A 26,839-nucleotide genomic window follows, 5' to 3' on the forward strand; every position below is an offset into this window, starting at 1 on the left:
ATAAGGATTATCTATAATTACAAGCTAATTAGTTTTATAAAATAGTAAATGACCATTGTTTTAACACTTTATTACTCTGGTTTTAGAGGATTGTAATCCCTTAAGTAGACGGTAGGTACTACTGATGTTAAGATATTTGTAAAAAATTGGTATTTAGGATCTATCGGTTATCTTTATAATATGAGTCAAAAAAGAAAGAAAATAACACTAATAATAGCCCTTTGTGTCTTAGTTTCAACAGTTTTGTTGTTTGTAGGGCAAGCAATAGTAAAAAACAAAATAAAAGCTGCTGTCGTTAATTTACCAGAATCTATGGCTTTAGATTATCAGGATATAGAGTTAAACCTTTTAACTGGGCATATTAATTTGGAAGCCCCTAGTCTTAAAGTCACAGGAAAAACAACAGGTAAAGTCAATGCTACAATTGCTATGACGACGTTTTCTGTTTCTGGGTTTAGTTATTGGGATTATATGATTAACAATAAAATAGCGGTTAAAACTATTGATTTTAAAGATCCAAAAATTACGTATTATCATAATGCTTTAGTGAGTACTGAGACAGGTGGTCAATCTGTAATGGATAATTTAAAGCAGGTGTTACATGCAGATAATTTGACAATAAGTAATGCTAATCTAGTCATTTTTGATCGTGCTAATGATTCGTTAATTGTTAAAGCAGAAAAACTTGATTTTGCTATTACTGAATTTTTAATGGACCCAAACTCTGACTCCAAAGTACCTTTTGTATTTAACAATTCAATTTTAAATGGTACTAATTTAAAATATAAAGTAGGTGTTTTTGAAACAATTACTGTGGACGACTTTACACTAGATAATAACAATGTTAGCATAGAGGGATTTAGTCTAAAGACGAATTATACAAAAGAAGAATTTTCTAAAGTGATTACAACAGAACGTGATCATTTTGATTTGAGAATCCCAAAAATAGAAATTCAGAACCAAAAGGTTACGTTTGAAAACAAAAAAATCAATGGGTTTTCAAGTGATAAACTAGTTATTAACTTGCCCGTATTTAATATTTATCGTGATAAATTGGTTGTTGATGATTTGACGCTAAAACCGCTGTACAGTAAAATGTTAAGAGATTTGGACTTTAAGTTACAAGTCAAGCAAGTGGATATAGTAGATGGTGCAATCATTTATAAAGAAAAAGTAAAACAGGATCATGATGCGGGTCAATTGCACTTTAAACGCTTTAATGGGCAATTAAAAAACGTAGGCAATGGTTATCAGTTGCCAAATCAAACAACAATTGCTTTAGATTGTATTTTCATGGAAAGTACTCCTCTTGCTGTTAATTGGGCTTTTGATGTTGCTAATAAAACTGACAATTTTGTGTTTAAAGCAGAATTGGGAAAACTAAAAGCTGCCGACTTAAATCCGTTTATGCAACCCAATTTAAATTTAAAGCTAGAAGGTGATTTGATTAAGACTTATTTTACCATTGATGGAAATTCTAACACATCCACAGTAAATTTAAAGACGAAGTATACTAATTTTGATATTATCATTCTTAAAGATAATGGGAAAGAGAAAAACAAGCTGCTTTCCGGAATAATTAATCTTTTTGTATCTAAAAACAGTAGTAATCAGCCGGATAACTTTAGAGATAGCGATACTAAAACAGTGACTAGAGATAGTACAAAGTCTATTTTTAATTTTGTTTGGAAAAACACACAAGCAGGTTTAATCTCTGCTATGGCAGGAGATGGTACAAAAGATGAGTAATTGTTTATAATTATTAACAAATACAAGGGGTTAAAACGGTTACATTAACTATTTTTGTAACCTTAAAAAAACAAGCAATTTGGAAAAGTATCTAAGTCAGTTAAACGAAGCACAGTACGAGCCTACCGTTCAAGTAGATGGACCTATGATTATTATCGCAGGTGCAGGATCGGGTAAAACACGTGTACTTACCTACAGGATAGCCTATTTAATGAGCAAAGGTATTGACTCATTTAATATTCTAGCCTTAACCTTTACCAATAAGGCGGCTAAGGAAATGAAAGGAAGGATTGCAGAAATAGTTGGAGCTAGTGAGGCTAAAAACTTATGGATGGGAACATTTCACTCCGTTTTTGCTAAAATTCTTCGTTTTGAAGGGCATCATTTAGGATATCCAAGTAATTTTACTATTTATGATACCCAAGATTCTCAGAAATTGATGGGGTCTATCATAAAGGAAATGGGCTTAGACAAAGATTTATATAAAACGAAACAAGTTTACAGTAGGATTTCATCTTACAAAAACAGTTTGATTACTGTTAAAGCTTATTTTAATAATCCAGAATTAATGGAGGCTGACGTGATGTCTAGACGTCCAAAAATGGGAGAGATATATCAGGCTTATGTAGAGCGTTGCTTTAAAGCTGGAGCAATGGATTTTGATGATTTGCTTTTACGTACCAATGAGTTATTAACAAGATTCCCTCAGGTTTTAGCACAATATCAAGATAAGTTTAGATACATTTTGGTGGATGAGTATCAAGATACAAACCATAGTCAGTATTTAATCGTTCGTGCATTAGCGGACCGTTTTCAAAACATATGTGTAGTAGGGGATGATGCGCAAAGTATTTATGCGTTTAGAGGGGCAAACATCAGTAATATCTTAAATTTCCAAAAGGATTATGATAATGTTAAGATGTACCGTTTAGAGCAAAATTACCGTTCAACAAAAAACATTGTTGGTGCAGCAAACTCAGTAATAGAACATAACCAGACAAAATTAGAAAAGATCGTTTGGACAGCAAATGATGAAGGTCCAAAAGTACAAGTGCACCGTAGTTTAACGGATGGTGACGAAGGTCGTTTTGTAGCAAGTGCTATTTGGGAAACAAAAATGACAGATCACGTACCTAACAGCGATTTTGCTATTTTATATCGTACCAATTCGCAATCTCGTGCAATGGAGGAAGCTTTGCGTAAAAGAAGTATTCCGTATCGTATTTATGGAGGATTGTCTTTTTATCAAAGAAAAGAAATAAAAGATGTGACCGCGTATTTACGTTTGATTTTAAATTCTTCTGATGAGGAAGCTTTAAAACGTGTTATTAATTATCCAGGTCGTGGTATTGGTCAAACAACTATTGATCGTTTAATGGTTGCTGCTAATGAGAGTGGTAAAACTATTTTCGGTTTATTAGAAAATATTGACACCGTAGACATAAATATAAATTCGGGAACTAAAAATAAGCTTAGAGATTTTGTAACGCTTATTAAAAGTTATCAAGTAATGAATCAAACAGCAAATGCTTTTGATTTAGCAGAATATGTAACTAAAACAAGTGGTTTAATCAAAGAGTTTAATAAAGATGGTACTCCTGAAGGCGTGACGCGTTTGGAGAATGTCGAAGAATTATTAAACGGTATTAAAGATTTTGTTGAAGGCCAATTAGAAATTGCTGATTCAAAAGATGATTTAGCAGAGTTTCTAGAAGATGTAGCCTTAGCAACAGATTTAGATGGCGATAAAGGAGATCCGGATCACGTAGCGTTAATGACTATTCACTCGTCTAAAGGATTAGAGTTTAGTAATGTCTTTGTCGTTGGATTAGAAGAAGATTTGTTTCCAAGTGCTATGAGTATGAATACACGTAGTGAACTAGAAGAAGAACGTCGTTTATTTTATGTAGCATTAACAAGAGCAGAGAAAAAAGCATATTTAACTTATGCATTATCAAGATACCGTTGGGGAAAATTAGTGGACTCAGAACCTAGTCGTTTTATTGAAGAAATAGACGATCAGTTTCTAGACATAATTACTCCAATAGAAGAAAGGCGTATTAACCCAATGTTATCAGCAGATATTTTTGGAGATACACCACCAAACAAAATTAGATTTAAAAAAGCAATACAACCTAAATTACAAAAGAAAGTGGCAAAGAAGAAAGACCCAGTAAATTTCGAAATTAGTGTACCAAAAAAATTAAAAAAAGCTTCAGAAGTAGTTCCATCGGCAGAGGCTAACTTAATTGAAGGAGAATTAGCAGTAGGTAATATAGTAAAACACTTAAAATTTGGTAGAGGAGATGTCCTTAGCATTGAAGGCAAAGGTGCGGATGTTAAAGCAGAAATCAATTTTCAGTTTGGTGGTAAAAAGAAATTATTATTACGTTTTGCAAAACTTCAGCTTATAGGATAAACATAAAACTAAATATTATGGCAGAATTTATCAGGATTTACGAAGAAAACCCAAATCCAAAGGAGATTAAAAAGGTTGTTAACGTCTTAAAAAAAGGCGGACTTATTATATACCCTACGGATACGGTTTATGGATTAGGTTGTGATATTACTAATGCAAAAGCATTAGAGCGTATTGCTAGAATAAAAGGGGTTAAGCTTGAAAAAGCTAATTTTTCCTTTATCTGCCATGATTTAAGTAATTTATCAGATTACGTAAAACAAATAGACAGTTCAACTTTTAAAATATTAAAAAGAGCATTACCAGGTCCATATACTTTTATTTTACCTGGCTCTAAAACATTACCAGCTGCTTTTAAGAAGAAAAAAGAGGTTGGTATACGTGTACCTAATAATGCCATTGCTTTAGAAATAGTAAAGGCTTTGGGCAATCCAATAGTATCTACATCTATTAGAGATGAAGATACCATATTAGAATACACTACAGATCCTGAATTGATTCTAGAAAAGTGGGGTAACCTTGTCGATTTAGTTATTGATGGTGGTTACGGAGATAATCAGGGCTCTACTATTATTGACTTGTCTGGTGATCAGCCTGAAATTATTAGAGAAGGAAAAGGAAGTATAGAGATTTTTTAATTCAATTAAATTGAAAAAGATTTATTTTTAAATTTATTTAGGAATAAAGAGCAGACTATCTTGAAACTTGTCAATAATGAAACCAACCAACAACCATATTAATTATATCGAGTTTAAAGCTCATGATTTGGAAGCTGTAAAAACCTTTTACAATAAAGCGTTTGGATGGCAATTTACAGATTATGGCGCAAACTATGTAGCATTTGAAGCTAGCGGAATTGCTGGTGGTTTTGAAAAAACAGAGCAAGCTATAAGTAATGGAGCTTTAATAGTTATTTATCATGATAATTTAAAGCAAGCTAAGACTAAAATTTTAGAATTTGGAGGTACACTTAGTGTGGATATCTTTTCGTTTCCTGGTGGTAGTCGTTTTCAGTTTTTAGATCCTTCAGGTAATGAGTTGTCTGTGTGGTGTCACGATAAATAAGGCTTTACTAAATTTCTGTTATTATAGAGTGTATCCCTGTAGTGCTGAGGGTATTTACACCAGTATTATACATAAAAAGACATTTTAAATTAAGTGCATAAAAAAAGCCCAACCTTTCGGTTGAGCTTTTCTGTTTTATATAAAAGAAAACTTATTCTTTAGATAAATTTTTCATTTCAGTTTCAATCATTTCGTAAAATTGATCAATCTTAGGTAAGATATAGATCTTAGTTCTTCTGTTAATTGCTCTGTTTGTTGGAGAGTCGTTTAAAACTAAAGGTAAATGATCACCACGTCCTGCTGCAATTAATTGTTTAGGATCAACACCTAAATCTTGTAATGCTCTAACAATAGCTGTACTACGTTTTACACTTAAGTCCCAGTTGTCGACTAACACACCACCTTTATTGTAAGGTACGTTGTCTGTATGACCTTCTACCATTGCTTCAAAGTTTGGCTTACCATTAATTACTGTAGCAACTTTTCCTAAAATTTCGTTAGCTCTTGAAGAGATGTAGTAGCTTCCACTTTGGAATAATAACTTGTCAGATAAAGAGATAAATACAACGCTTTTTTCAACATTGATTTCGATGTCTGGATCGTTTAATCCAACTTCTTTCTTTAAACTTGTTACTAAAGCCAGTGTTACACTGTCCTTTTTAGTTAACGCATCTTGTAATCTTGTAATTCTTAAATCTTTTTCTTTTAAACTTTCTAAAGATTTTTCAACGTTTTTAGCACCTTGTGCAGTTAACATTGTCATGTCTTTAGTACTTTCAATTAAAGCAAGGTTATTTGCTTTAATATCTGTTAAACGTGCTTGAATTTCTTTAAGACGAGCTGCAGATGCTGCTTCGTCAGCTAAACAAGAGTTTAATTTTACAGTTGCTGTGTTTAATAAATCCTGTGTTTCTTTTTGTTTTGCTTCTAATGCAGCAAATTCTTTTTTAGATACACATGAGCTTAATAATAAAAGTGCACTTGCACTTAGTAATAGGATTTTTTTCATAATTATTGAATGATAAATTAAATTTATACTCGTCAAAAGTATAAATAATTAAAATGTTAAAATACGGTTTAACAAAATTTTTGCTAAAAGGCTTATAATTGACTAAAACTACGCTTTTTAGCTATAAAATAAGACCAAACAACAGACTTTTTTGTAAAGTAGCCTGATTTCTGTTTGCTTTTTTGTCTTGCTTTTAAAAGCGAATTTAGATGCCTGTAGAACGACAGATGTGCTTTAAGTATTGCAAAAATATGCTTAAATTTTAAATTAAATAAAAACTTTGCAGCAGCAACACCGTCTAAGATTAACCTTATAAAAATTAGTGAAGGTAAATTTCCGCTAGCATTTTTAGTAATAGTAAATAAGCTATTTCTAAAATTAAGATAGGTTTTTTTGGGATTGCTAGCGTTTAAAGTGGCGCCTCCAACGTGATATACGGTTGAATCACCAATGTATTTTGTGTTATAGTTTAGATTAAATGCTCTCCAGCATAAATCAATCTCTTCCATGTGTGCAAAAAAGGTCTCATCAAAACCTTGTAATGCTCTAAACGTAGATTTCCTGATAAAGAAACAAGCACCTGAAGCCCAAAAAATAGGAGCATTTTGATATTGATTAGTGTCTTCTTCTATAGTATCAAAAATACGACCTCTGCAATAAGGGTAGCCAAATTTATCTATAAAACCTCCTGCTGCACCTGCGTATTCAAACTTAGTTTTAGCTTTGTAGTCTAAAATTTTTGGTTGAATAATAGCAGTTTCACTTTCCGATTTAAAAGCATCAACTATGGGCGTCAACCAATTTGGAGTAACTTCGATATCACTATTTAAAAGGCAATAAATAGCTTCTTCAACATGTTGTAAAGCATCATTGTAACCTTTAGCATAACCACCATTTTCTTTATTTTGAATAATTTTTACTTCAGGATAGTTTGCTTTTATAAATGCAACAGAATCATCTGAGGATGCATTATCCGCTACATAAATAGTAGCACCTTGAGAGTAGGAGACCACAGCGGGTAAAAATTGCTCAAGCAATGCTTTTCCATTCCAATTTAGTATGACTACTGCTATATTCAAAAAAGAGATATTTAGTTGTTATTTGGTGTTTTACTTAGTGTTGCGCGTTATATTCCGGAATATCTTGTAAAAAATGATACTTTTCTGCTTCAAAGTCCATGTTGCAATAATAATGATTAATACCGTTGGTAACCATTAAAAAGGTCGCGTTTAACGCCAAATTATAACGTGCTATTTGGTCAAACGTATTTTGTTTAATTTCTATTTTAGGTGCTTTACACTCTACAATTAAATGGATAGTGCCATCCGTGTTAAACACAACAATGTCATAGCGCTTTTTTAAATCATTGACTTTTAGTTCTTTTTCTACGTTAATTAAAGAGATCGGGTACTTTTTAACGGTAATTAAATAGTGTACACAATGTTGTCTTACCCATTCTTCTGGTTGTAAGACCATAAATCTTTTACGTATAACATCAAAAATAGATACTTTATTTTCGTTATTTTTGAATCGAAACTCAAACTTTGGAAAGTTTAACTCTTGCATTAAATTGTATTCGGTTTTCTTCAAAGTTAACCTTCATAAGTCAAAAACCAAATTTTTAAAATTTTTTCCTTTGGACGAAGTCAAACAGTTAGTCATTGATATAAAAAACAAGAACCTTAAACCTATCTATTTATTGATGGGTGAGGAGGCCTATTATATTGATAAAATTTCGGATTATATAGAAAAAACCGTGTTAACGGAGGAAGAACGTGGTTTTAACCAAATGGTTTTGTACGGTCGTGATGTAACGGTTGAAGATATTGTGAGCAATGCTAAGCGTTATCCTATGATGGCAGAACGCCAAGTGGTAATTGTAAAAGAAGCACAAGATTTAGCTAGAACCATCGATCAATTAGCAGCTTATGCCAAAAATCCGCAACCTACAACGGTTTTAGTAATTTGTTATAAATATAAAAAGGTAGACAAACGTAAAGCTGTTTATAAAGAAATTAAAAAATCTGGTGTTGTTTTTGAAAGTAAAAAGCTTTATGAAAATCAAGTTCCGGATTGGATTAGTCGCGTATTGTCACCAAAAGGATATTCTATTACGCCAAAAGCATCCCAGATGCTAGTAGAGTTTTTAGGTACAGATTTAAGTAAATTGAGTAATGAATTGGATAAGTTGCAGATAGTCTTACCTAAAGACACGCAGATTACACCAGATCATATCGAAGAAAATATTGGAATCAGTAAAGATTACAATAACTTTGAGTTGCGTAAGGCTATTGGATCTAAAAACACAGCGCAAGCGTTTAAAATCGTACATTATTTTGCTGAAAACCCAAAAGATAACCCGATGGTTTTGACCGTTTCGTTATTGTTTAGTTTTTTCTCTCAACTGTTACATTTACATGGTATGTCGGATAGAAATCCTCGTGCTGTAGCTTCAGCTCTGCGCGTTAACCCCTATTTTGTTAACGAATATATTGAGGCGTCACGACATTACCCAATGCGTAAAGTAAGCCAGGTTATTGCAACGCTGCGCGAGTTTGATGGTAAAAGTAAAGGTGTGGATAGTAATGCTGTACCACAAGGTGATTTGCTTAAGGAGATGTTAGTAAAAATCATGTATTAATTTTTATTTATCTTAACATGAAACCCTATTATATAATCATATTTTTAGTTTTATTTTCTGCATGCAAAACAGTAGAAACACTTCCAGACCCGCTAGAAGCTGGTTGGAAAGGGAAAAAAGTTTGCGAGGTTTTAAATGAAACAAAAAAGCAACGTATTTTAAAGTGTACATTTCCTCCCAATGTTGGACACCAAAAGCACTATCATAAACCGCATTTTGGCTATACATTAGCTGGAAGCACGTTTCAAATTACAGATGCAAATGGCACACGGACTATTCCTGTAACAACTGGTGTGACTTGGTCTAAAGATAAAATTAGCGAACATGAAGTCTTAAATGTTGGTGATAGTACTTCTGTATATTTAATTATTGAACCTAAATAGTTAAATCTTTTAACGTTATAATTTAGTATTTAACACTTAACTATTATCCTTTAACAAATCCTATTAAATCCAAGTTAAACTAATGCTGTAATTCTGTAAACACTAGTGTTTTTAGTACTTTAGATGTGAATCGAAATAGTAACAACTAAAACCAAAACAGAACAATGGAAAACTTAGAGAGAAAGAAAGTTGCGATTTTAGCAACAAATGGATTTGAAGAAAGTGAATTAAAACAACCAATACAAGCTTTAAAAGAAGCAGGCGCAGACGTGCACATCGTCTCAGAACAATCAGGAAAAATAAAAGGATGGGCAGACGGTAACTGGAGTAATAGTTATGACGTAGATAAAACTCTAGATCAAGTAAGTCAAGACGATTATAATGCACTTGTTTTACCTGGAGGTGTTATCAATCCCGATAAATTAAGGCGTAATCCAGAAGCAATTCGGTTTATAAAATCCTTCTTCGCAAATAAAAAACCTGTAGGAGCAATTTGTCACGCACCATGGTTATTAGCAGAGGCAGACGTATTGCAAGGACGTAAAGTAACATCGTTTAGCTCCATTAAAACAGATTTAGTAAATGCAGGTGCTAAATGGGAGGATAGTGAAGTAGTCGTAGACGAAGGTTTAGTGACTAGTCGTAATCCTGACGATTTGCCAGCGTTTAATAAAAAGTTGATTGAAGAAGTATACGAAGGAAAACATAGCATGCAAACTGCATAATACTTTTAAATATAATATTAAAAAGCCAACCGATAAGGTTGGCTTTTTTGTTTTTGAGTAGTTTTATATTAAGTTGTTTTTACATATCCTCCAACGCCATAGTATAGTCATACTGTAAGTCCTCGTGTAATGCTAGTATTTTTTTTGTAATGGCTTCAATATTTCTATCATACAAATTGGTTAACGTTGTATTTCTTGAGATTGAAGGTTTCATTGTTTTAAGCTTTTTACAAAAGTAGAGTAGTAGTTCGACTTCAGTCTCTTTATTAAGCGAGTAGCGGATGTATTTTTTTGTGTTTCGTAAAATCTTACGCACACTTTTTTTAATGTAAAAAAAGCTATCGGTATTTATTATTTCAAATTGTTCGTCAATTTCGGCCTTAACAGTTTCAATATATCCTGCTTCGCTATCTGCTTCAAAAAGCAAATAGGTTAGTAGTTCTTTATTTTCTTTTTTAAATCGGGATAGACGTAAGCAAAGCTCAGCTAGCTCTTCGCTGGTTTTGTGTTTTAACTCTTTACGTATGGTGACTACGGATACTGCTTTCATTACAACATGTTTTATTTCCGCGTGAGCGAAACTAATTTCAAAATTAAACTTTATAATGTTTTTTAATAGTACGTTTAACTTTAAATAATCTAAATACGCCTATAAGTAAAATAATTGGAGCTATTGCAATTAGTGTAATACCATAGTTTTTAAGGTCCGCAAATAGGTCTAGTTTTAAAATGGTTATTCCTGTTCCTAGTATAACTAAAAACGTACGAAAATAGGCTAGAAAAGTACGCTCGTTAGCAAGTTTAGTACGTTCTATTGCTAACCAGTCTCTAGTGGTTAGCGCTGTTTGATCTTTCATGTAATTTTTTATTGCCTTAAAGTAAAATGACCACTGTAATACGTCCCGTCAGACAAGCGTAGTTTATACCAGTAATCATTTTGTGGTAATAGCTTTTGATTATACTTACCATCCCATCCTAGTGATGTTGTTGGATTAAACATGGTTATTAATTTTCCATATCTGTCGTAAATATACATTAATATAAAATTATATTGGTTTCCTTCCAAGCCTATCACATTCCAATAATCATGATTAGAATCGTTATTTGGTGTGAAGTATTTTGGAAACCCCATGACTGTTATATCTTTTGAGATGATTTCGCATTGATTTATATCTCTAACATAAATAGTGTGTATTCCTGGAGCTAAATTATTAAACACATTTGATTCTTGAAAAACACCATTGGCGTTGTCCATAGCAAATTCAAAAACACTTTGACTTTCAGCAAGTATAATAGTTGCAGTATAATCATCGATTAACACCTGTTCTATTTCGGGTAATGGGGATTGTGTAACTATTACAGCACTAGATTTTTCACAGTTTAAAATCGGATCAGATATTGTTACGTTGTATATGCCAGGCTGATTTACAACTATGCTGTTAGTGGTTTCAGTCGTGCTCCAAGTAATATTATAATTGGCAACCTCTGCGGGTGTTAGTCCAGTTTCTAACGTTAAAGGGAAATCTCTTGAGCATATTTCTATGTTTTGATCTTCTAAGTCGGGGAAATCACGTAGAATAAGCTCTAATTGACCATAGCCATAACAAACATTTTCATTACTAATAGAGATATAAAGTAGGTTATTTCCAGAATTGTAAGTATCAGGAAGGCTATTTATGTTTCCAGCAGCATTGGCTTGCGAAAGATAAAATTTGACAGTAATATCTCCTGTTAATGGCAGATTAGCTATTACTTGATCCCTTATTGTGGATAAGTCAAATAGGGCAGAAGATGAGTTGTATAAATCGCAGGCTTCTAGTTGGTACATGCCAACATCTACAGCTTGGGTAGTTGATAATCTAACATAGGCTATACTATAACAAAGTGCATCAGGGTATTTGACTTTGGCAACAACAATTTCTTCATTAAACTGGTTAGTATAGTTGTCATGGTTAATTGCGTATTGGTTATCAATATCACTTGTGGCTTCATCTAATGTATGGTAGTAATACACGTCAATATATTCTGTAGGGTCTATTAGTAACCCGATATTTGCATCTTTTAAACTAAAAATAGTTATGCCATCTGTGGCGTCGTTATCAAATGAGTCACATGTTATAAGATCGTAAGGTGTTTGAATAACATCTGGAACTGATTCTATTTTTACTATTTTTTGCAAAGGTTGGTAGTCTATACCATTTAAAGTCATTATTAGTTTTACTAAATAATTTCCTGATTGCGCGTATGTATGGTAAGGCTCAATTTCGGTTGAACTTGTTCCGTCTCCAAAATCCCATAAAACACTATCATAAGGATCCTCTGAGGTAATGTAAAAATGAGTGTTGTCGTTATAGCAAGTGTCTTCAAAATCAAAAGAAAACTTGAATATAGATTGTATAAATGGAGGAAGTCCAATTTGAGAAGTTCTGCCTTGAAGGAAAAAAGAGTTATGCGTATAATTACAATTATTACCTACCGAATTAGGGTCGTTTATAACCGACAGATGGGTACCTGTACTAAATATGGAATATCCTGCTCTATAAATTTTCCCGTTAATACCTAATTGTAATGCTCCAGCAACATTTGAAGATGTATTAACTGTATATTGTGAGCCTGCTATATTACTGCTTTCTGTATTATATTGAAACAGAGAACTGTCTACAAAACTATCTTCGATACTAAATTGTGTTGCGGTAACATATAATAATTTAGAATTTGGCGAAAACTCAACACCATAAGGATAAGAGTTTTCTAAAATTAATTTTTCGTTTGTAACGTTACCCGTAGTGTTGTTAAAGTCATACAATAATACTTTTCCAGACCTACGTTTACCCAATGTTGGGCTCCCTAATGACGTGGAACTATGTGCGATTGCAATCTTAGATCCGTCTGGGGATACTTTTAAATAACCAATAGCTGTAACATTGGATCCTATATCATTAATACGCGGAAAAACAGTCTGTGTTACTGTTGATACGGTAGGTGTTTCATTAACTCCGCTACTTGTAACTTTAAAAGCGTAAAATTTATTCATAAACTGCGTAATAACCCATATGTCTTGTCCATTATTATGCGTTACGGCAGTTAGCTTTTCTGAGTTTTTATATTCGTTTTGTACAGCATCACTAATATTATAAGTAATTAAATGATTGTTTTTGTTGGTTGTAACAATATCTCCTAAACCACCATTTAGGCTCATATCCACTTCCGTGTAATTCAATCCTTCAATAGGATCGTCCGGCGTTAAATAATAATTAGGTCTGTCTGTTGTAAAAATATAATAAATATACGGTGATCCGGGTTTTGGGATTATTATAGCAGATTCTGTACTAGAACTGTCTCCCATTAAACCATAACCGTTAGGCATGAGGTCGTGGGTTCTATCCCAAACGGATGTCCCATCTGTATAAAACAACAAATTTCCACTAGGATCAGAAATTGTGGCGCAACCTTCCTTGGTGTTTAGGCTACCGTCTAATACAGCAACTGGATCGCCAGAAAAAAACCGAATACCTGCATTATCTCCAAAATACCAATTGGCAGATTCTCTTTGAGCGTGAGTATAAAAACTAAATAAAAGTAATATAAGGGGTAATACTTTTGATATTGATGAATAGCGTTTCATGTAATAAAAAAGTTATATTTAGTTTAAAGATATAAAAAAAGCACTTATAAATATAAGTGCTTTGGTATTGTTTGAAAAGTAATTATCTCAATTTGGGAAAACTACTAGGATTTGCTTCGTGCATGACCTCGTAAATAGCTTCAAAAACATCTTCTGTAGAAGGTTTAGAGAAGTAGTCTCCATCCGTACCATAGGCAGGTCTGTGCGGTTTAGCAGCTAATGTTTTTGGTTGGCTGTCTAAATACTTAAAGGCGTCTTGTTTATTTAATATTTGGTCTAAAATGTAAGCAGATGCTCCTCCCGGAACGTCTTCATCTATAACCATTAAACGGTTTGTTTTTTGTACACTTTTTACAATGTCATGATTTAAATCAAAAGGCAATAAAGATTGTACGTCAATAATTTCTGCATCAATACCAACTTCAGCTAATTCTTTTGCTGCTTGTTGTACAATTCTTAATGTAGAACCGTAAGATACCAATGTAATATCTGCACCTTCTTTTACTGTTTCTACAACTCCAATAGGTGTTTTAAATTCACCAATATTAGTTGGAAGCTGTTCTTTTAATCTATACCCATTTAAACATTCTACTACTAGAGCAGGCTCATCACTTTGTAATAAAGTATTATAAAAACCAGCCGCTTTAGTCATGTTTCTAGGGACTAAAACGTGTATTCCTCTTACTAAGTTTAATACACCTCCCATTTGTGATCCAGAATGCCAAATACCTTCTAACCTATGCCCGCGAGTACGGATAATAAGCGGTGCTTTTTGACGTCCTTTGGTTCTATAACGCAAAGTTGCTAAATCATCACTTATAATTTGAAGTGCGTACATGATATAATCTAAATACTGGATTTCTGCAATTGGGCGTAAACCACGCATTGCCATACCAATACCTTGACCTAAGATGGTTGCTTCTCTAATACCAACATCAGAGACACGTAATTCTCCATATTTGTCTTGTAAGCCTTCTAATCCTTGGTTTACATCACCAATCTTCCCAGCATCTTCACCAAAAATTAAAGTTTCTGGGTATTTGTTAAAAATAAAATCGAAGTTTTCTCTTAAAATAACACGTGCATCAACGTCTTCTGCGTCTTGGCTGTATGTTGGTTTTACTTCTTTTATATGAATAGCAGCAGAATCACTTTCGTTGTGTAAATCTGAACTATATAAAGGTTGTACTTTTTCAAAAAAGGTATCAATCCAGTTTAATAATTGTTGTTTTTCTGAAGAGTTTTCGTTAATTAAATAACGTAGTGCACGTCTTGCAGCAGAAGCAGAATCTTTTCTATTTGGTTCTGTTAGTGCAGCTAAATCGTTAGCTATTTTCTCAATAAACACTTTGTTAGGACTTGATGTCGCAACTGTATGTAAAAGTGTAGCTAAGTCTTCTTTTTCAGATAGAGCAGGTTTTAAATAGCTAGTCCAAGCTGCTTTTTTAGCATCTCTAACTTGCTTTTTAATACCTTTTTCAATTGTTTGTAACTCTTCGTCAGTCGCTATATTGTTTTCTATTAGCCAATCACGCATTTTTACATTACAATCGTTTTTAGCTTCCCAATTTAAACGATCTTTATCTTTGTAACGCTCATGAGATCCTGATGTCGAGTGTCCTTGAGGTTGTGTTAACTCGTTAACATGTATTAAAACGGGAACATGCTCTTCTCTTGCTATTTTTGCAGCTTCTTCATAAGTTGCAATTAGATTAGCATAATCCCAACCTTTTACACGAAGGATTTCATAACCTTTAGCATTTTTATCACGTTGAAATCCTTTAAGGATTTCAGATATGTTTTCTTTAGTAGTTTGATGTCTTGCGTGTACAGAAATACCGTACTCGTCATCCCAAACACTTATTACCATTGGTACTTGTAAAACACCAGCAGCGTTAATAGTTTCAAAAAATAAGCCTTCACTTGTACTTGCATTACCGATAGTACCCCAAGCAACTTCATTTCCTTCTACAGAAAAGTTAGTGGTATCAATACCTTTTACATTTCTATATATTTTTGAAGCTTGTGCCAAACCTAATAGTCGTGGCATTTGTCCAGCAGTAGGAGAGATGTCAGAACTTGAGTTTTTTTGTTGTGTTAGGTTTTTCCAGTTTCCGTTTGCATCTAAACTATGCGTTGCAAAGTGTCCTCCCATTTGGCGTCCTGCAGACATAGGCTCTTCTGCTAAATCTGTGTTAGCATATAATCCAGAGAAAAACTGTTGTATTGTTAGCTCACCAATAGCCATCATAAAGGTTTGGTCACGGTAGTAACCCGATCTAAAATCACCATTTTTGAAAGCTTTAGCCATTGCTAATTGTGGTACTTCTTTACCATCTCCAAATATTCCAAACTTAGCTTTTCCAGTTAACACCTCTCGACGTCCTAATAAACTACATTCACGACTGGTTACAGCAATGTGATAGTCGTTAAGTACTTCTTTTTTAAAATCTTCAAAAGACAAGTCTTTTTTGGCGTTAGCTTTTGTTTGCATATTTTAAGGAATTATTTGAAACAAATTTAATCATAATTTGTCAGTTCTGCAATATCAAAAAATCCTAAAAAACTAAGAATTTAATAATATAAGTTGGGTTTAGTTGGTTAATCGATAATTTACGCATGTTAAAGTAAATTTTGTTAAGAATTTACTAATACCAACGTCGTGTAAATAAGCCTAGAAGTGTTTTAGGAGATAAGGTTACAATAAAGCGTATTTTTTCATCGTAATTAGGTTGTCCTATTTCCCATCCTAAATTGGAATATATCGGGAAGTATAGCTCAAAATAGTCTTCGACTAGATTTAATCTAATACCTGAATCGTATACAAATTCTGGACTAAAGCTTTGATTTTTAATAACCCCTGCATCACCATACATCATTATGTAGCGCCATAGGGTAGCACTAGTATTAACGGTGGTCATCCATTGATTGGCAAAAGGGTGTTTTAGTTTTGATTTAAAACCACCATCGGCAATTATAAGTTGCTGACTAAGTACACCTGTTTCCTCGCTACGCCCCAGATAGTTATAATCAAATAAATAATCTGTTGGTCTGTCTAAAGCAAAACTAAAAAAGTCAGAATCTTGATAACTATCATTATAAAGAAAAAGGCCAGAGAACACTCTAACATTAAATTGTTTGTTGCGTTCGTTTAGATTCCTAAATTCTAATGTGGCAGAGATTTTTCCAAAATTTTTAGCTAATTGTAAATCTGTAATTAGAGAGGCATGTTCTTTTAAGTTGTTATCTATAATACCAATTTTGGTATTAAATACGGAGTATTTTGGTTCTCCTTCAGTTTCGAACTCGCCAGTAGGATCTATTTCCCTATTAATATTTATATATCTAAAAGATAAAAATTTACGCTTGTTATCTCTTAAGTTTTTATGATCTCTAAAATTAAAATCTATAAAAGGCGTAAAAGAGGTATAAGTTAAATTTGGTGCATAATTATAGTAGTTTCCTGAAAGTCCATATTTGGTCCTGTAGTTGTCAGAATCTTCAGGTCGCGCATTGTAAATTAACGAAGCACTACCAACCACTTGCTTACTTTTAAATCCATACTTTGGGCTTAAATTGTATAAAAAACGCTTACTCAATAAGGTTTTGTTGTATAATTTTATACCAGGAGATAGCCCATCATAAAAATTATAGGCAAATTCAGGCATAAAAAATACTTGATTATAATTAGGGTCTTCTATGTCTTTAAATACTCTAAATTGTAGCGGTTTGTTTGTTAAGAAAAAGCCATTTAGTTTGCTATAGTTATTACGTTGGTTAAACTCCGGTATTGTGTAATCGTAGTTTAATGCTAGTTGATCAACATCCTTATTGGCAATTGTGATTTTTTTGGTTCCTGTAAAACCATTAACCCATTGCTTTGACGTAATGCTATCGTTTTCCAAAGTAAATAAAGAAACAGGCATGCTATTGTTTCTTAGGTTTTTTATAGTAATGGTAATAGAGTCTTCAGTCTTTTTTACGTTTTTAATCTTAAAATCTATCTTTTTATTAGTTTTTACGTAATCTTCAAAAAACCAATTAAGGTCCTTGTTTGTTTTAGATGTTATTAATGCTTGAAAGTCCTGAGGCGTGGTTCTTTTTAGTTTGGTTTGTTTTACAAAACTGCTTAATGTTTTGTCTACAATGGAGTCTCCAACAAAATCGTTTAAATAATCTAAACCGATAGCAGCTTTATATTTATTGGATATATTTTTATTGAATTTTAATAACGAATCCTTAGCCATCCCAATAGGTTGGTCAATATTAGTACGTGCCATGTGCATGTATAAAAAGGGATATTGATCATTAAAATTTAGATCGGCTGCATGGAAAGCTTTAACGCCCCACACCTTAGATAATTTTCCTAGTATTTTTTGGTTAGGGTAGAAGTCTTCTACATATTTTCTTAGATAGTAAATCTGAATACCATCCAACAACCATTGCTCTTCTCGTGGATTGATTAAAAGGGTGTTTTCTAAATATACTTTTAAGGTCGTTTTAAGTAATTTTAATTCGTACTGAAACGTGTCCTCAAATGGTCTAATAAAATCAGGTAATAGATTAAGACCGTAGATAGGATCTTTTTTATAATCTATCCAAGTTAGTAATACTTTTTTATGAGGGTAATCTCCTAAATTACTGGTAATAAATTGAGCAACCTTATCTGATATTAACGCGACTTTGGTTGGATCCAAATCTTCATTGTCAATATTAGACTGAATACTAAAAAAGTCTGTTTCAACAGTGCTGTAATCATTAGTCTTTACTAAAGACAATTTTGTATTTATCCTATTTTTACCTTGAAACTTGGTTGATGTTTGGCTATCTATGGTATTGTTTTCAACCAAATCTAATTCGCTTATAGGCGTAAAATTATTAGGATAGGTCACCGTAAGATTTATATTTGCAGGCTCTACAAACAAATCTTCTAAATCTTTATTACTGTAATAGTGCCATTTACCGTCAAATACAGCGGGTGTAATGTACCAGAAACGTAAGTTATAATCGCCAGTATTGGTAACCCCGTATCTTGTAAATTTATTATTGGGTATTTGAACAATATAATTTAAAGTCAAATTATAAGATTCGTTGGGTGCTAATGGTTTGTCTAATGCAACTTTTATAACGTCAGGCTGTTTTTTTAATCGCTCAAAAAACAAGTCTTGATTAGCTTGTTTTAAACTAGTAACTACAGTGTAACCTCTGTCTTGGTTTGCAGCAAAATGAAATGTAGTTTTAAATTCGTCAGCAAAGCGTTCTGCTAATGGAGTTGTTTTGGAAGAGTAACTGTGGCTCCAGTCATTTAAGTAAATAGTATCTAAAGGCGTACTGCTTTTATTTTGATACTGTATGTTTTGTGTAATTTCAATAGTATGTTTTTCGGTATTAAATAAAGCATTAATATCCATGCTATTTTGGCTTAAAGCCGAAATACTACCAAGTAAGAATAATAAAAAAATAGAATAATTTAATTTCAATTGAATCTAATAATCTTTAAATGGTTTAACGTTGTCTACTCTATCCGAAATTTAGTACAATCCTTTGAATAAATACGAAAAATCTGTGTTAATAGTTTTGTGCTATAACGGGGTATTTTGTAATGCTATGTTTAATGTGTTGGTTTTGTTGTTGTTAACTTAAGTATTTGCTTTATTGTTGAATATTAACAACAATGATTATCTGTTTTAAAGGCTTTTTTTGCATTAGTTTTAAAGATGCCTATTAATAAGACACCTTTAAAACGTCGTGCAGACCTTTTTTATTTTCTAGAAGTTAGGGCTTAAGCCATAATCTTTATAGAAGTTATCTAAAATATCAACCACTTCTTCAGAAGTGTCAACTAAATGAATAAGATCTAAATCTTTGGCGCTAATATTTTCAAATTTGTCTAATAATGTTGATTTTACCCAATCCATTAAACCAGCCCAAAAATCTGTACCGACTAAAATAATAGGGAATTTTTCGATTTTGTTAGTTTGAATTAATGTGATTGCCTCAAAAAGCTCGTCTAATGTTCCGAAACCACCTGGCATCACAACAAATCCTTGCGAGTATTTTACAAACATTACTTTTCTAACAAAAAAGTAATCAAAGTTGATACTCTTGTCAGAATCGATATATGGATTATCGTGTTGCTCAAAAGGCAATTCGATATTTAATCCAACAGATGTACCACCGGCTAAATGGGCTCCTTTATTACCTGCTTCCATAATTCCTGGTCCACCACCAGTAATAACACCGTAACCAGCATTTACAATTTTTGCTGCGACATCTTCTGCTAATTTGTAATATTTGTGATCAGGTTTTGTACGTGCAGAACCAAATATAGAAACCGATGGTCCTATGGCACTCATTTTTTCAAACCCGTTAACAAATTCTCCCATGATTTTAAAAATCGCCCAAGAATCGTTTGTTTTTTTCTCGTTCCAACCTTTTGGATGTTGTTCTTCTCTCATATTTTGTCTCTCTTTTGGCTTATTGCCTTTATTTTATTTATTTCTGTAGTTTATAAATTTAGTTACTATATAGTCTTATTCGTATTATTTATTCTAATTCTTTCTTTAAAAATTTAGCAGTATAGCTTTTTTTATGTTTTGCAACTTCCTCAGGTGTGCCTTCTACAATCACTTTTCCGCCACCTTTTCCACCTTCGTAACCAATATCAATAATATGATCTACGGTTTTTATAACGTCTAAATTATGTTCTATAATTAACACCGTATTACCTTTGTCTGCTAATTTATTTAAAACAATCATTAACACTCTAATGTCTTCAAAATGAAGTCCTGTTGTTGGTTCGTCTAAAATATAAAACGTATTTCCGGTATCACGTTTACTAAGTTCTGTTGCTAGCTTAATACGTTGTGCTTCTCCACCAGAGAGCGTTGTGCTTTGCTGTCCCAAGGTAATATAACCTAAGCCAACATCTTTTATAGTTTTTAATTTTCTATGAATTTTAGGAATATTTTCAAAAAACTCAACACCATCATTGATAGTCATATTTAAAACATCACTAATACTTTTTCCTTTATATCTAATTTCTAAAGTTTCGCGGTTAAAGCGTTTTCCTTGACAGGTTTCACACTCTACGTAAACATCAGGTAAAAAATTCATTTCAATAACACGTAAACCACCACCTTTACAGGTTTCACAACGTCCACCAGTAACATTAAAACTAAAACGTCCAGGTTTGTAACCACGGATCATCGCTTCGGGTATTTTAGCAAATAAACTTCTGATTTCGTCAAAAGTTTTAGTGTATGTCGCTGGGTTACTTCTTGGTGTACGTCCAATTGGCGACTGGTTTATATCAATAACTTTATCTATATGCTCTAAACCTTTAATGCTTTTATAAGGCATTGGTTTTTTAACACCATTAAAGTAATATGCATTTAAAATAGGGTATAAGGTTTCGTTTATTAACGTAGATTTTCCGCTACCAGAAACACCTGTAACACCAATCATTTTTCCTAAAGGAAATTTAACAGACACATTTTTTAAGTTATTACCTGTACAGCCTTTAAGCTCCAGAAAAAGACCATTTCCTTCACGACGCTTTTTAGGAATTTCAATTTTTAGTTTTCCATTAAGGTAATTAGCAGTTAATGTGTTTTCTTTTAGTAATTGTTTTGGGGTACCTTGACTAATTATTTCTCCTCCATGTTTTCCTGCTCTTGGACCAATATCTATTACATGATCGGCACGCTCAATCATATCTTTATCATGCTCCACAACAATTACCGAGTTACCAATATCACGTAAAGACACCAAACTATTAATCAGTTTTTCGTTATCACGTTGGTGTAATCCAATACTAGGTTCGTCTAAAATATAAAGCACACCAACTAATTGTGATCCTATTTGTGTTGCTAATCTAATACGTTGTGCCTCACCACCAGATAAGGATTTAGAGCTTCGGTTTACCGATAAATAATCCAAACCAACATCTAGTAAAAACTGAAGCCTAGCACTGATTTCTTTTATGATTTCTTCAGCAATTTTAATTTGCTTTTCTGATAAATATTTTGGCAATTCTTTAAACCAAACGGCTAAATCACTAATGTCTAAATTAGCTAATTCAGCTATGTTTTTACCGTTTACTTTAAAGTATAAAGATTCTTTTTTAAGTCTAGCGCCTTCGCAAACAGGACATTCTACTTTATCCATGTAGTCTTTTGCCCAACGTTTAAGAGAGGTTGACTCAGCGTTTTTGTATTGGTTTTCTATAAAATTTGCAACACCTTCAAAGTCTATTTTATAATCTCTTGTAATACCTAACGTTTTACTTTCGACTGAGAATTTTTCATTTCCACCAAACATTATAATCTGTTTAGCTTCCTTTGGAATTGATTTGTACGGGTCGCTTAATTTAAATTTATAACGTTCTGCTATTGTTTCAAACTGTTTAAAAATCCAACTCTTTTTTTCAGGACCATGAGGTGCTAAAGCACCCGATTTAATGGATAGTGAGTCGTCTGGGATTATCTTATTTTCGTTTACCTGATATAGCGTTCCAATACCATTACAGTTGTCGCAAGCCCCTTTTGGCGAGTTAAACGAAAAGTTATTAGGTTCTGGATTAGGGTAAGAAATACCAGAACTTGGACACATCAGACTACGACTAAAATAACGCGCCTCTTGTGTGTCTTGATCAATAACCATAAGTACATCATCACCATGGTACATGGCTGTGTTTATACTTTCTGATAGTCGTTTATCATTATCAACGCCATCATCAATTTTAAGTCTATCAATTACAATTTCAATATCATGGTTTTTGTAACGGTCAAGTTTCATACCTTTAACCAAGTCCTTGATTTCTCCATCCGTACGGACTTTTACAAAACCTTGCTTTGCAATTTGCTCAAATAACTCGCGATAATGTCCTTTTCTAGAACGTACCACGGGTGCTAAAATGTTTATACGTTTGCCTTTATAGCTTTCTAAAATAAGTTCCTTGATTTGGTCATCACTATAACTCACCATTTTATCGCCAGTATTATAGCTATAGGCATCACTACCTCTAGCAAATAATAAACGTAAAAAGTCATAAATCTCTGTGATTGTCCCAACTGTAGATCTTGGTGACTTACTAGTTGTTTTTTGCTCGATAGCAATTACGGGAGATAACCCATCAATTTTATCAACATCAGGACGTTCTAAGCCTCCTAAAAATTGTCTGGCATAAGCCGAAAAGGTTTCAATATAACGACGTTGTCCCTCAGCATAGATAGTGTCAAATGCTAATGACGATTTACCACTTCCGGATAAACCAGTAATAACGACTAGTTTTTCGCGAGGAATGGTGACATCAATATTTTTAAGGTTATGCGCTCTAGCACCTTTAACCTCTATGTTTTCTTCAAAATTTTTCATAGCATTTTTAAACATTATCCAGAAACGGACAAAGTAGCAAATATACGCTTTTTGTAATTCTTTTTAAAGCCCGGTTAGTTAGGATTTTCTTAATAATTGTTATTTTTGAAAGAACAAAAACAGTTAATAATGCAAATATTAGGAATAGGATCAAGAATTAATCATCCAGAACATGGAAAAGGAGTTGTTACTAACCTTGATAGTAATCAGTATTGGGTTACGTTTATAGAAAACGGATTAGAGACCATTGCTTTAGATGATGATTTTGAAATAATTGAAGCAGCAGAAAATGAGGTGGATTCGGTTAGTTTTTTTGATATAGAAAGTAGTTTAGTTAGAATATTGAAAAAATATAGCGATGTCTCGGAAATTGTGCCAATCGGAGATAAGTGGAAAGGCGGAGTGTTAGAGTTAAAACCAGCCGATAGTAATTTGAAAAGCAAAGAAATTAAAATTGAAGACTTTTTTAAGAAAATAACGATGGTTAGAGATCGATTACGAGTGATGGAACAGAAAGTTAATGCTAGTAATTTAGATGCTCAGGAAAAAGTTGATATACAGCAATACATTACACGCATATATGGTAGTTTAACCACTTTTAATGTGCTATTTAAGTCTAAAGATCAACAATTTGTGGGGCAGAAGGGGAAGTAGATTTATTGTGGTTTTTAAGGCAGAAGGCAGAAGGCAGAAGGCAAAAGGCAGAAGGTAAAAGGCAAAAGGCAGAAGGCAGAGGATTAAAGTAATAGTGTTGATGTAAAAGTTTGAAATTTGGATAATCAAATAATATGCTTTTATAAGCTAGTTTTTACGTCACCCATATTTAAACCAAAAAACATTAGTTTGTGGTGTGTTGGTAATACTGCACCTGTTTGGGTTGTTTTCCAATCGCTCCAAGTCGCTTCTAGTCCGCCAATAGGTAATATATCGACCCACATTTTAAATTTTGTGGGTTTATAGTTTTCGTCTAAAATCCATAAGTACGAATCTCCGGGTGTAGAGCCTCCTTGTGTGTAGTTTATCAATAAAGCGTCTTTACCATTGTGCTTTATAATACTGCGGGACGTCCCTTTATCAAATACTTTGTAAGGTGCAACTAGCCAAAACGAATCGTTATTAAAATAATCTATAGCTGTTTGTATCAACTCGATGCTTTTCTCATTATCAACCCTAAAATTATGAATGTAAGCCACATTATTATTTGGGGTGTTTAAATCTAAATCAACCTTGTATTCTTTCCAGTTAACTTCAACCAAATTATCTTTTTTATTCCACTTGTAATGGTGTTTACGTCTAAATGTCCATTCTAAATTATTAGTCGCTTTATAAGCGTCTGCGTTTAAAGCAATAAGCATTTTATGAGCTAATATATCTGCTGCTTCTGTTTGATTAACAGGAGGTAAGTCTTCGTTATATTTAAAATAAACAAATCCAAAAAACAACAAGCTAGGAAGTGTAAAAAAGATAATTACACCTGCTATGATTTTTACTATTTTTTTTGGTTTCATTTAATGAGTTTATTTTATTAAAACGACAAAGTTAAGTTTAAAAGCTTACACTCTAAAAACCAATAGCTTTATCGTCACCACGTCGGTCGGCACCACCTTCTAATGTTCCATTTTCTAAAACTAATATCCCATCAACTTTACCAATAACATCAGCATTTTCTTGATTTATAGAATAGCCTTTTGCTTGTAATTGTGTTATTAATTCTTCAGAAAATGAGTCAGGCTCCATTCTGATAGTATCTGGTAACCATTGATGATGGAACCTTGGGGCATTGACGGCTTCTTGCATAGACATTTCAAATTCGTGTACATTTAAAATAGTCTGCATCACGGACGTAATAATAGTAGAGCCTCCAGGTGTACCTAACGTCATATACAATTTGCCGTTTTTTTCTACAATAGTAGGCGTCATAGAACTTAACATACGTTTTTCTGGGACAATGGCATTTGCTTCTGCACCAATTAAACCATAGACATTTGGTATGCCAGGTTTACTTGAAAAATCATCCATTTCGTTATTAAAAAAGAATCCTAGTGCTTCACTGTATAATTTTGAACCATATCCTGAATTTAATGTTGTGGTTACCGCAATGGCATTTCCATATTGATCGACAATGGAGTAGTGGGTTGTTTCGTCACTTTCAATAATTTGTACTTTACCGTGTGACACTTCTGATGATGGTGTTGCTTTGTCAAAACTAAAATCAGACATTCTATCATTTAGATAAGCATAACTAATTAAATGGTTTTGCGGAATGGTTACAAAGTCGGGGTCGCCTAAGTAAAAACTGCGGTCAGCATAGGCACGACGCTCAGCTTCCGTAATAACTTGAATTGTTTTAAGACTGTTATGACCAAATTCATCTAATTTATAATCTTCTATTTGTAATAATATTTGTGCTAAACATATTCCGCCACTAGAAGGTGGTGACATGGATATGATGTTTAAATTATCATATTCAAAAGTTACGGGTGTTCTCCAAACTGCTTCATAATTTTCTAAATCTTCGGTAGTAATAATTCCACCATTGTCTTGTATAAATGCTGATAGCTTTTTTGCAGTTTCACCTTTATAAAATTCATCACGACCATTAGTCATTATGGCTTTTAACGTATTTGCTAAATTAGGTTGTTTAATAGTGTCATTAGCTTTCCAATGGTTACTAAATAAGATTGGTGTTTTATTTACAGTGTTAAAATCGTCACGCTTATCATCTAATACGGCTTGGTCTTTTTTTGTAACCACAAATCCACGATTTGCTAAATCTATAACCGGTTGCATAATTGTTTCAATAGGCAGCGTTCCAAACTTTTCATGTACTGCAAATAATCCTGCAATAGTACCAGGAATACCAACAGCTAAAGCTCCTTTTGTGCTTAAGTTAGGGATCACATTACCCAAACTGTCTAAATACATGTCTTTGGTAGCTAGTTTAGAAGCTTTTTCGCGATAATCTAAAGCGCCAAAGCTACCGTCTTCTAAACGGTACACCATAAAACCACCGCCGCCAATATTACCAGCATACGGATAACATACTGCTAAAGCTAAGTCTGTTGCTATCATGGCATCAAAAGCGGTCCCGCCTTGCTCTAAAATGGCACTTCCAATTTTAGAAGCTTCTTCTCTAGCCGAAACGACCATAGCTTTTTTTGCTATTAAACCACGTTTTTGTTCTGTTTTACAACTGTAAAAAGCAACAGAGAGACAAATAACTAATACAAGTTTTTTCATTTTATTGAGATTGTAAAGTGTCTAAGGTTTGGTTTGAAAAGGCTATTAAATCATCAAAAAAACTAGTAAATTCCGCTTCGAATTCTTTATAAAATTCTTCTAGTTCATTAACAGCTAAATTCATTTTAGATCTATTTTTAGTGCGCTTATTCATACCTTCTAATACTTTAGATATGCCTTCAATAGAGGCATAACTTAATAGCCAATTATCAGCTAGCATGTGAGGCATCATTTTTTGAATACGTTGTGGTAGTATTTCAAAATTATCTTCTAGTGTTTCATAAAAATCATCAATATATTCTTCTAAAGGAACATCAGAATATTTGGACCAATTTTTTGCTAAATAATGATCATATAAAATGTCCACTATAATTCCAGAATAGTGTCCATAGTTTTCATGCAAACGTTTAGTGCTTTTTCTTACAGTTGGATGGGCATCTGTAAAGGTGTCAATCTGTAAATGTAATCTGATACCTGTTTGGATTTGGTCTTCAAAATGATCGTATTTATTACCTCTAATACCATCGGCAATAAAATTACCAATAGTTATTTTTTTGTTATTTCCGGAAAGATATATGTGCGCAAGAAAATTCATCTTATAAATA

The 26,839-nt window shown here is 33.0% G+C and carries 21 protein-coding genes; 8 read left to right on the forward strand and 13 right to left on the reverse strand.

Going from position 1 to position 26,839, the window contains the following annotated elements; genetic code table 11:
- Positions 1–180 precede the first annotated feature (180 nt).
- The 4 genes from CXF54_RS02225 to CXF54_RS02240 all read left to right on the forward strand — a co-directional run bounded on the left by CXF54_RS02225 (position 181) and on the right by CXF54_RS02240 (position 5,233).
- The gene (locus tag CXF54_RS02225) at positions 181–1,749 is read left to right on the forward strand and encodes a hypothetical protein (protein ID WP_157823373.1); all 1,569 of its coding nucleotides are present in this window, start codon (positions 181–183) and stop codon (positions 1,747–1,749) included.
- A 79-nt stretch (positions 1,750–1,828) separates the two neighbouring features.
- Positions 1,829–4,168, forward strand: a complete 2,340-nt coding sequence (locus CXF54_RS02230) for an ATP-dependent helicase (RefSeq protein ID WP_090842073.1) — start codon at positions 1,829–1,831, stop codon at positions 4,166–4,168.
- A 17-nt stretch (positions 4,169–4,185) separates the two neighbouring features.
- Positions 4,186–4,806 carry an L-threonylcarbamoyladenylate synthase gene (locus CXF54_RS02235; protein WP_101202284.1) on the forward strand — a complete coding sequence of 207 codons (621 nt, stop codon included), beginning with the start codon at positions 4,186–4,188 and terminating at the stop codon, positions 4,804–4,806.
- Between the two features lie 76 nt (positions 4,807–4,882).
- Positions 4,883–5,233 carry a VOC family protein gene (locus CXF54_RS02240; RefSeq protein WP_101202285.1) on the forward strand — a complete coding sequence of 117 codons (351 nt, stop codon included), beginning with the start codon at positions 4,883–4,885 and terminating at the stop codon, positions 5,231–5,233.
- A gap of 151 nt (positions 5,234–5,384) precedes the next feature.
- On the opposite strand, the gene CXF54_RS02245 is transcribed toward CXF54_RS02240, so the two are convergent.
- The 3 genes from CXF54_RS02245 to CXF54_RS02255 all read right to left on the reverse strand — a co-directional run bounded on the left by CXF54_RS02245 (position 5,385) and on the right by CXF54_RS02255 (position 7,808).
- The gene (locus tag CXF54_RS02245) at positions 5,385–6,242 is read right to left on the reverse strand and encodes a flagellar motor protein MotB (RefSeq protein ID WP_101202286.1); all 858 of its coding nucleotides are present in this window, start codon (positions 6,240–6,242) and stop codon (positions 5,385–5,387) included.
- 92 nt (positions 6,243–6,334) lie between these two features.
- On the reverse strand, positions 6,335–7,321 hold the full coding sequence (locus CXF54_RS02250) for a glycosyltransferase family 2 protein (RefSeq protein ID WP_101202287.1): 987 nt from the start codon (positions 7,319–7,321) through the stop codon (positions 6,335–6,337).
- Between the two features lie 34 nt (positions 7,322–7,355).
- Entirely contained in the window at positions 7,356–7,808 is a 453-nt protein-coding gene (locus tag CXF54_RS02255) for a type I restriction enzyme HsdR N-terminal domain-containing protein (RefSeq protein WP_101202288.1), read from the reverse strand.
- 70 nt (positions 7,809–7,878) lie between these two features.
- On the opposite strand from CXF54_RS02255, the gene holA reads away from it, so the two are divergent.
- The 3 genes from holA to CXF54_RS02270 all read left to right on the forward strand — a co-directional run bounded on the left by holA (position 7,879) and on the right by CXF54_RS02270 (position 9,991).
- Entirely contained in the window at positions 7,879–8,883 is a 1,005-nt protein-coding gene (gene holA / locus CXF54_RS02260) for a DNA polymerase III subunit delta (RefSeq protein ID WP_090842147.1), read from the forward strand.
- Positions 8,884–8,900: 17 nt separating this feature from the next.
- Positions 8,901–9,266, forward strand: a complete 366-nt coding sequence (locus CXF54_RS02265) for a hypothetical protein (RefSeq protein WP_101202289.1) — start codon at positions 8,901–8,903, stop codon at positions 9,264–9,266.
- 164 nt (positions 9,267–9,430) lie between these two features.
- Positions 9,431–9,991, forward strand: a complete 561-nt coding sequence (locus tag CXF54_RS02270) for a type 1 glutamine amidotransferase domain-containing protein (protein ID WP_101202290.1) — start codon at positions 9,431–9,433, stop codon at positions 9,989–9,991.
- Positions 9,992–10,070: 79 nt separating this feature from the next.
- On the opposite strand, the gene CXF54_RS02275 is transcribed toward CXF54_RS02270, so the two are convergent.
- The 7 genes from CXF54_RS02275 to uvrA all read right to left on the reverse strand — a co-directional run bounded on the left by CXF54_RS02275 (position 10,071) and on the right by uvrA (position 22,994).
- Positions 10,071–10,541, reverse strand: coding sequence for a hypothetical protein (locus CXF54_RS02275; RefSeq protein ID WP_101202291.1), 471 nt, complete (start codon positions 10,539–10,541; stop codon positions 10,071–10,073).
- Positions 10,542–10,584: 43 nt separating this feature from the next.
- Positions 10,585–10,848, reverse strand: coding sequence for a DUF202 domain-containing protein (locus CXF54_RS02280; RefSeq protein ID WP_090842091.1), 264 nt, complete (start codon positions 10,846–10,848; stop codon positions 10,585–10,587).
- 8 nt (positions 10,849–10,856) lie between these two features.
- Positions 10,857–13,616, reverse strand: coding sequence for a T9SS type B sorting domain-containing protein (locus CXF54_RS02285; RefSeq protein WP_101202292.1), 2,760 nt, complete (start codon positions 13,614–13,616; stop codon positions 10,857–10,859).
- Positions 13,617–13,698: 82 nt separating this feature from the next.
- Entirely contained in the window at positions 13,699–16,110 is a 2,412-nt protein-coding gene (locus tag CXF54_RS02290) for a thiamine pyrophosphate-dependent enzyme (RefSeq protein ID WP_101202293.1), read from the reverse strand.
- A gap of 154 nt (positions 16,111–16,264) precedes the next feature.
- A complete protein-coding gene (locus CXF54_RS02295; RefSeq protein ID WP_101202294.1) occupies positions 16,265–19,096 on the reverse strand; it encodes a metalloprotease in 2,832 nt (943 codons plus the stop codon).
- 288 nt (positions 19,097–19,384) lie between these two features.
- The gene (locus CXF54_RS02300) at positions 19,385–20,074 is read right to left on the reverse strand and encodes a TIGR00730 family Rossman fold protein (protein ID WP_090842101.1); all 690 of its coding nucleotides are present in this window, start codon (positions 20,072–20,074) and stop codon (positions 19,385–19,387) included.
- An 88-nt stretch (positions 20,075–20,162) separates the two neighbouring features.
- On the reverse strand, positions 20,163–22,994 hold the full coding sequence (gene uvrA, locus CXF54_RS02305) for an excinuclease ABC subunit UvrA (RefSeq protein ID WP_101202542.1): 2,832 nt from the start codon (positions 22,992–22,994) through the stop codon (positions 20,163–20,165).
- A gap of 129 nt (positions 22,995–23,123) precedes the next feature.
- Here uvrA and CXF54_RS02310 point away from each other — a divergent pair, with 129 nt between their 5' ends.
- Positions 23,124–23,648 (forward strand): hypothetical protein, encoded by a 525-nt coding sequence (locus tag CXF54_RS02310; protein WP_090842103.1) that lies wholly within the window; start codon positions 23,124–23,126, stop codon positions 23,646–23,648.
- Between the two features lie 140 nt (positions 23,649–23,788).
- Here the strand turns inward: CXF54_RS02310 and CXF54_RS02315 are convergent, their stop codons facing one another.
- Genes CXF54_RS02315 through CXF54_RS02325 form a run of 3 tightly spaced genes read right to left on the reverse strand, consistent with a single transcriptional unit; the run spans position 23,789 to position 26,829 of the window.
- The gene (locus CXF54_RS02315; RefSeq protein WP_101202295.1) at positions 23,789–24,502 is read right to left on the reverse strand and encodes a hypothetical protein; all 714 of its coding nucleotides are present in this window, start codon (positions 24,500–24,502) and stop codon (positions 23,789–23,791) included.
- A 52-nt stretch (positions 24,503–24,554) separates the two neighbouring features.
- On the reverse strand, positions 24,555–26,234 hold the full coding sequence (gene ggt, locus CXF54_RS02320) for a gamma-glutamyltransferase (protein ID WP_101202296.1): 1,680 nt from the start codon (positions 26,232–26,234) through the stop codon (positions 24,555–24,557).
- A 1-nt stretch (position 26,235) separates the two neighbouring features.
- Positions 26,236–26,829 (reverse strand): ACP phosphodiesterase, encoded by a 594-nt coding sequence (locus CXF54_RS02325; protein ID WP_101202297.1) that lies wholly within the window; start codon positions 26,827–26,829, stop codon positions 26,236–26,238.
- Positions 26,830–26,839: the final 10 nt, after the last annotated feature.

Origin of the sequence: Olleya sp. 1-3, assembly GCF_002836085.1 — a bacterium.
GTDB lineage: Bacteria > Bacteroidota > Bacteroidia > Flavobacteriales > Flavobacteriaceae > Olleya > Olleya namhaensis.

Excerpts from the sequence above, each read along its gene's own strand:
- CXF54_RS02275 (WP_101202291.1), bottom strand. The coding sequence starts at position 10,541 with ATGAAAGCAGTATCCGTAGTCACCATACGTAAAGAGTTAAAACACAAA.
- uvrA (WP_101202542.1), bottom strand. The coding sequence starts at position 22,994 with ATGAAAAATTTTGAAGAAAACATAGAGGTTAAAGGTGCTAGAGCGCAT.
- CXF54_RS02255 (WP_101202288.1), bottom strand. The coding sequence starts at position 7,808 with ATGCAAGAGTTAAACTTTCCAAAGTTTGAGTTTCGATTCAAAAATAAC.
- CXF54_RS02245 (WP_101202286.1), bottom strand. The coding sequence starts at position 6,242 with ATGAAAAAAATCCTATTACTAAGTGCAAGTGCACTTTTATTATTAAGC.
- CXF54_RS02290 (WP_101202293.1), bottom strand. The coding sequence starts at position 16,110 with ATGCAAACAAAAGCTAACGCCAAAAAAGACTTGTCTTTTGAAGATTTT.
- CXF54_RS02240 (WP_101202285.1), top strand. The coding sequence starts at position 4,883 with ATGAAACCAACCAACAACCATATTAATTATATCGAGTTTAAAGCTCAT.
- CXF54_RS02270 (WP_101202290.1), top strand. The coding sequence starts at position 9,431 with ATGGAAAACTTAGAGAGAAAGAAAGTTGCGATTTTAGCAACAAATGGA.
- CXF54_RS02225 (WP_157823373.1), top strand. The coding sequence starts at position 181 with ATGAGTCAAAAAAGAAAGAAAATAACACTAATAATAGCCCTTTGTGTC.
- ggt (WP_101202296.1), bottom strand. The coding sequence starts at position 26,234 with ATGAAAAAACTTGTATTAGTTATTTGTCTCTCTGTTGCTTTTTACAGT.
- CXF54_RS02300 (WP_090842101.1), bottom strand. The coding sequence starts at position 20,074 with ATGAGAGAAGAACAACATCCAAAAGGTTGGAACGAGAAAAAAACAAAC.
- CXF54_RS02315 (WP_101202295.1), bottom strand. The coding sequence starts at position 24,502 with ATGAAACCAAAAAAAATAGTAAAAATCATAGCAGGTGTAATTATCTTT.
- CXF54_RS02285 (WP_101202292.1), bottom strand. The coding sequence starts at position 13,616 with ATGAAACGCTATTCATCAATATCAAAAGTATTACCCCTTATATTACTT.
- CXF54_RS02235 (WP_101202284.1), top strand. The coding sequence starts at position 4,186 with ATGGCAGAATTTATCAGGATTTACGAAGAAAACCCAAATCCAAAGGAG.
- CXF54_RS02280 (WP_090842091.1), bottom strand. The coding sequence starts at position 10,848 with ATGAAAGATCAAACAGCGCTAACCACTAGAGACTGGTTAGCAATAGAA.
- CXF54_RS02310 (WP_090842103.1), top strand. The coding sequence starts at position 23,124 with ATGCAAATATTAGGAATAGGATCAAGAATTAATCATCCAGAACATGGA.
- CXF54_RS02325 (WP_101202297.1), bottom strand. The coding sequence starts at position 26,829 with ATGAATTTTCTTGCGCACATATATCTTTCCGGAAATAACAAAAAAATA.
- CXF54_RS02265 (WP_101202289.1), top strand. The coding sequence starts at position 8,901 with ATGAAACCCTATTATATAATCATATTTTTAGTTTTATTTTCTGCATGC.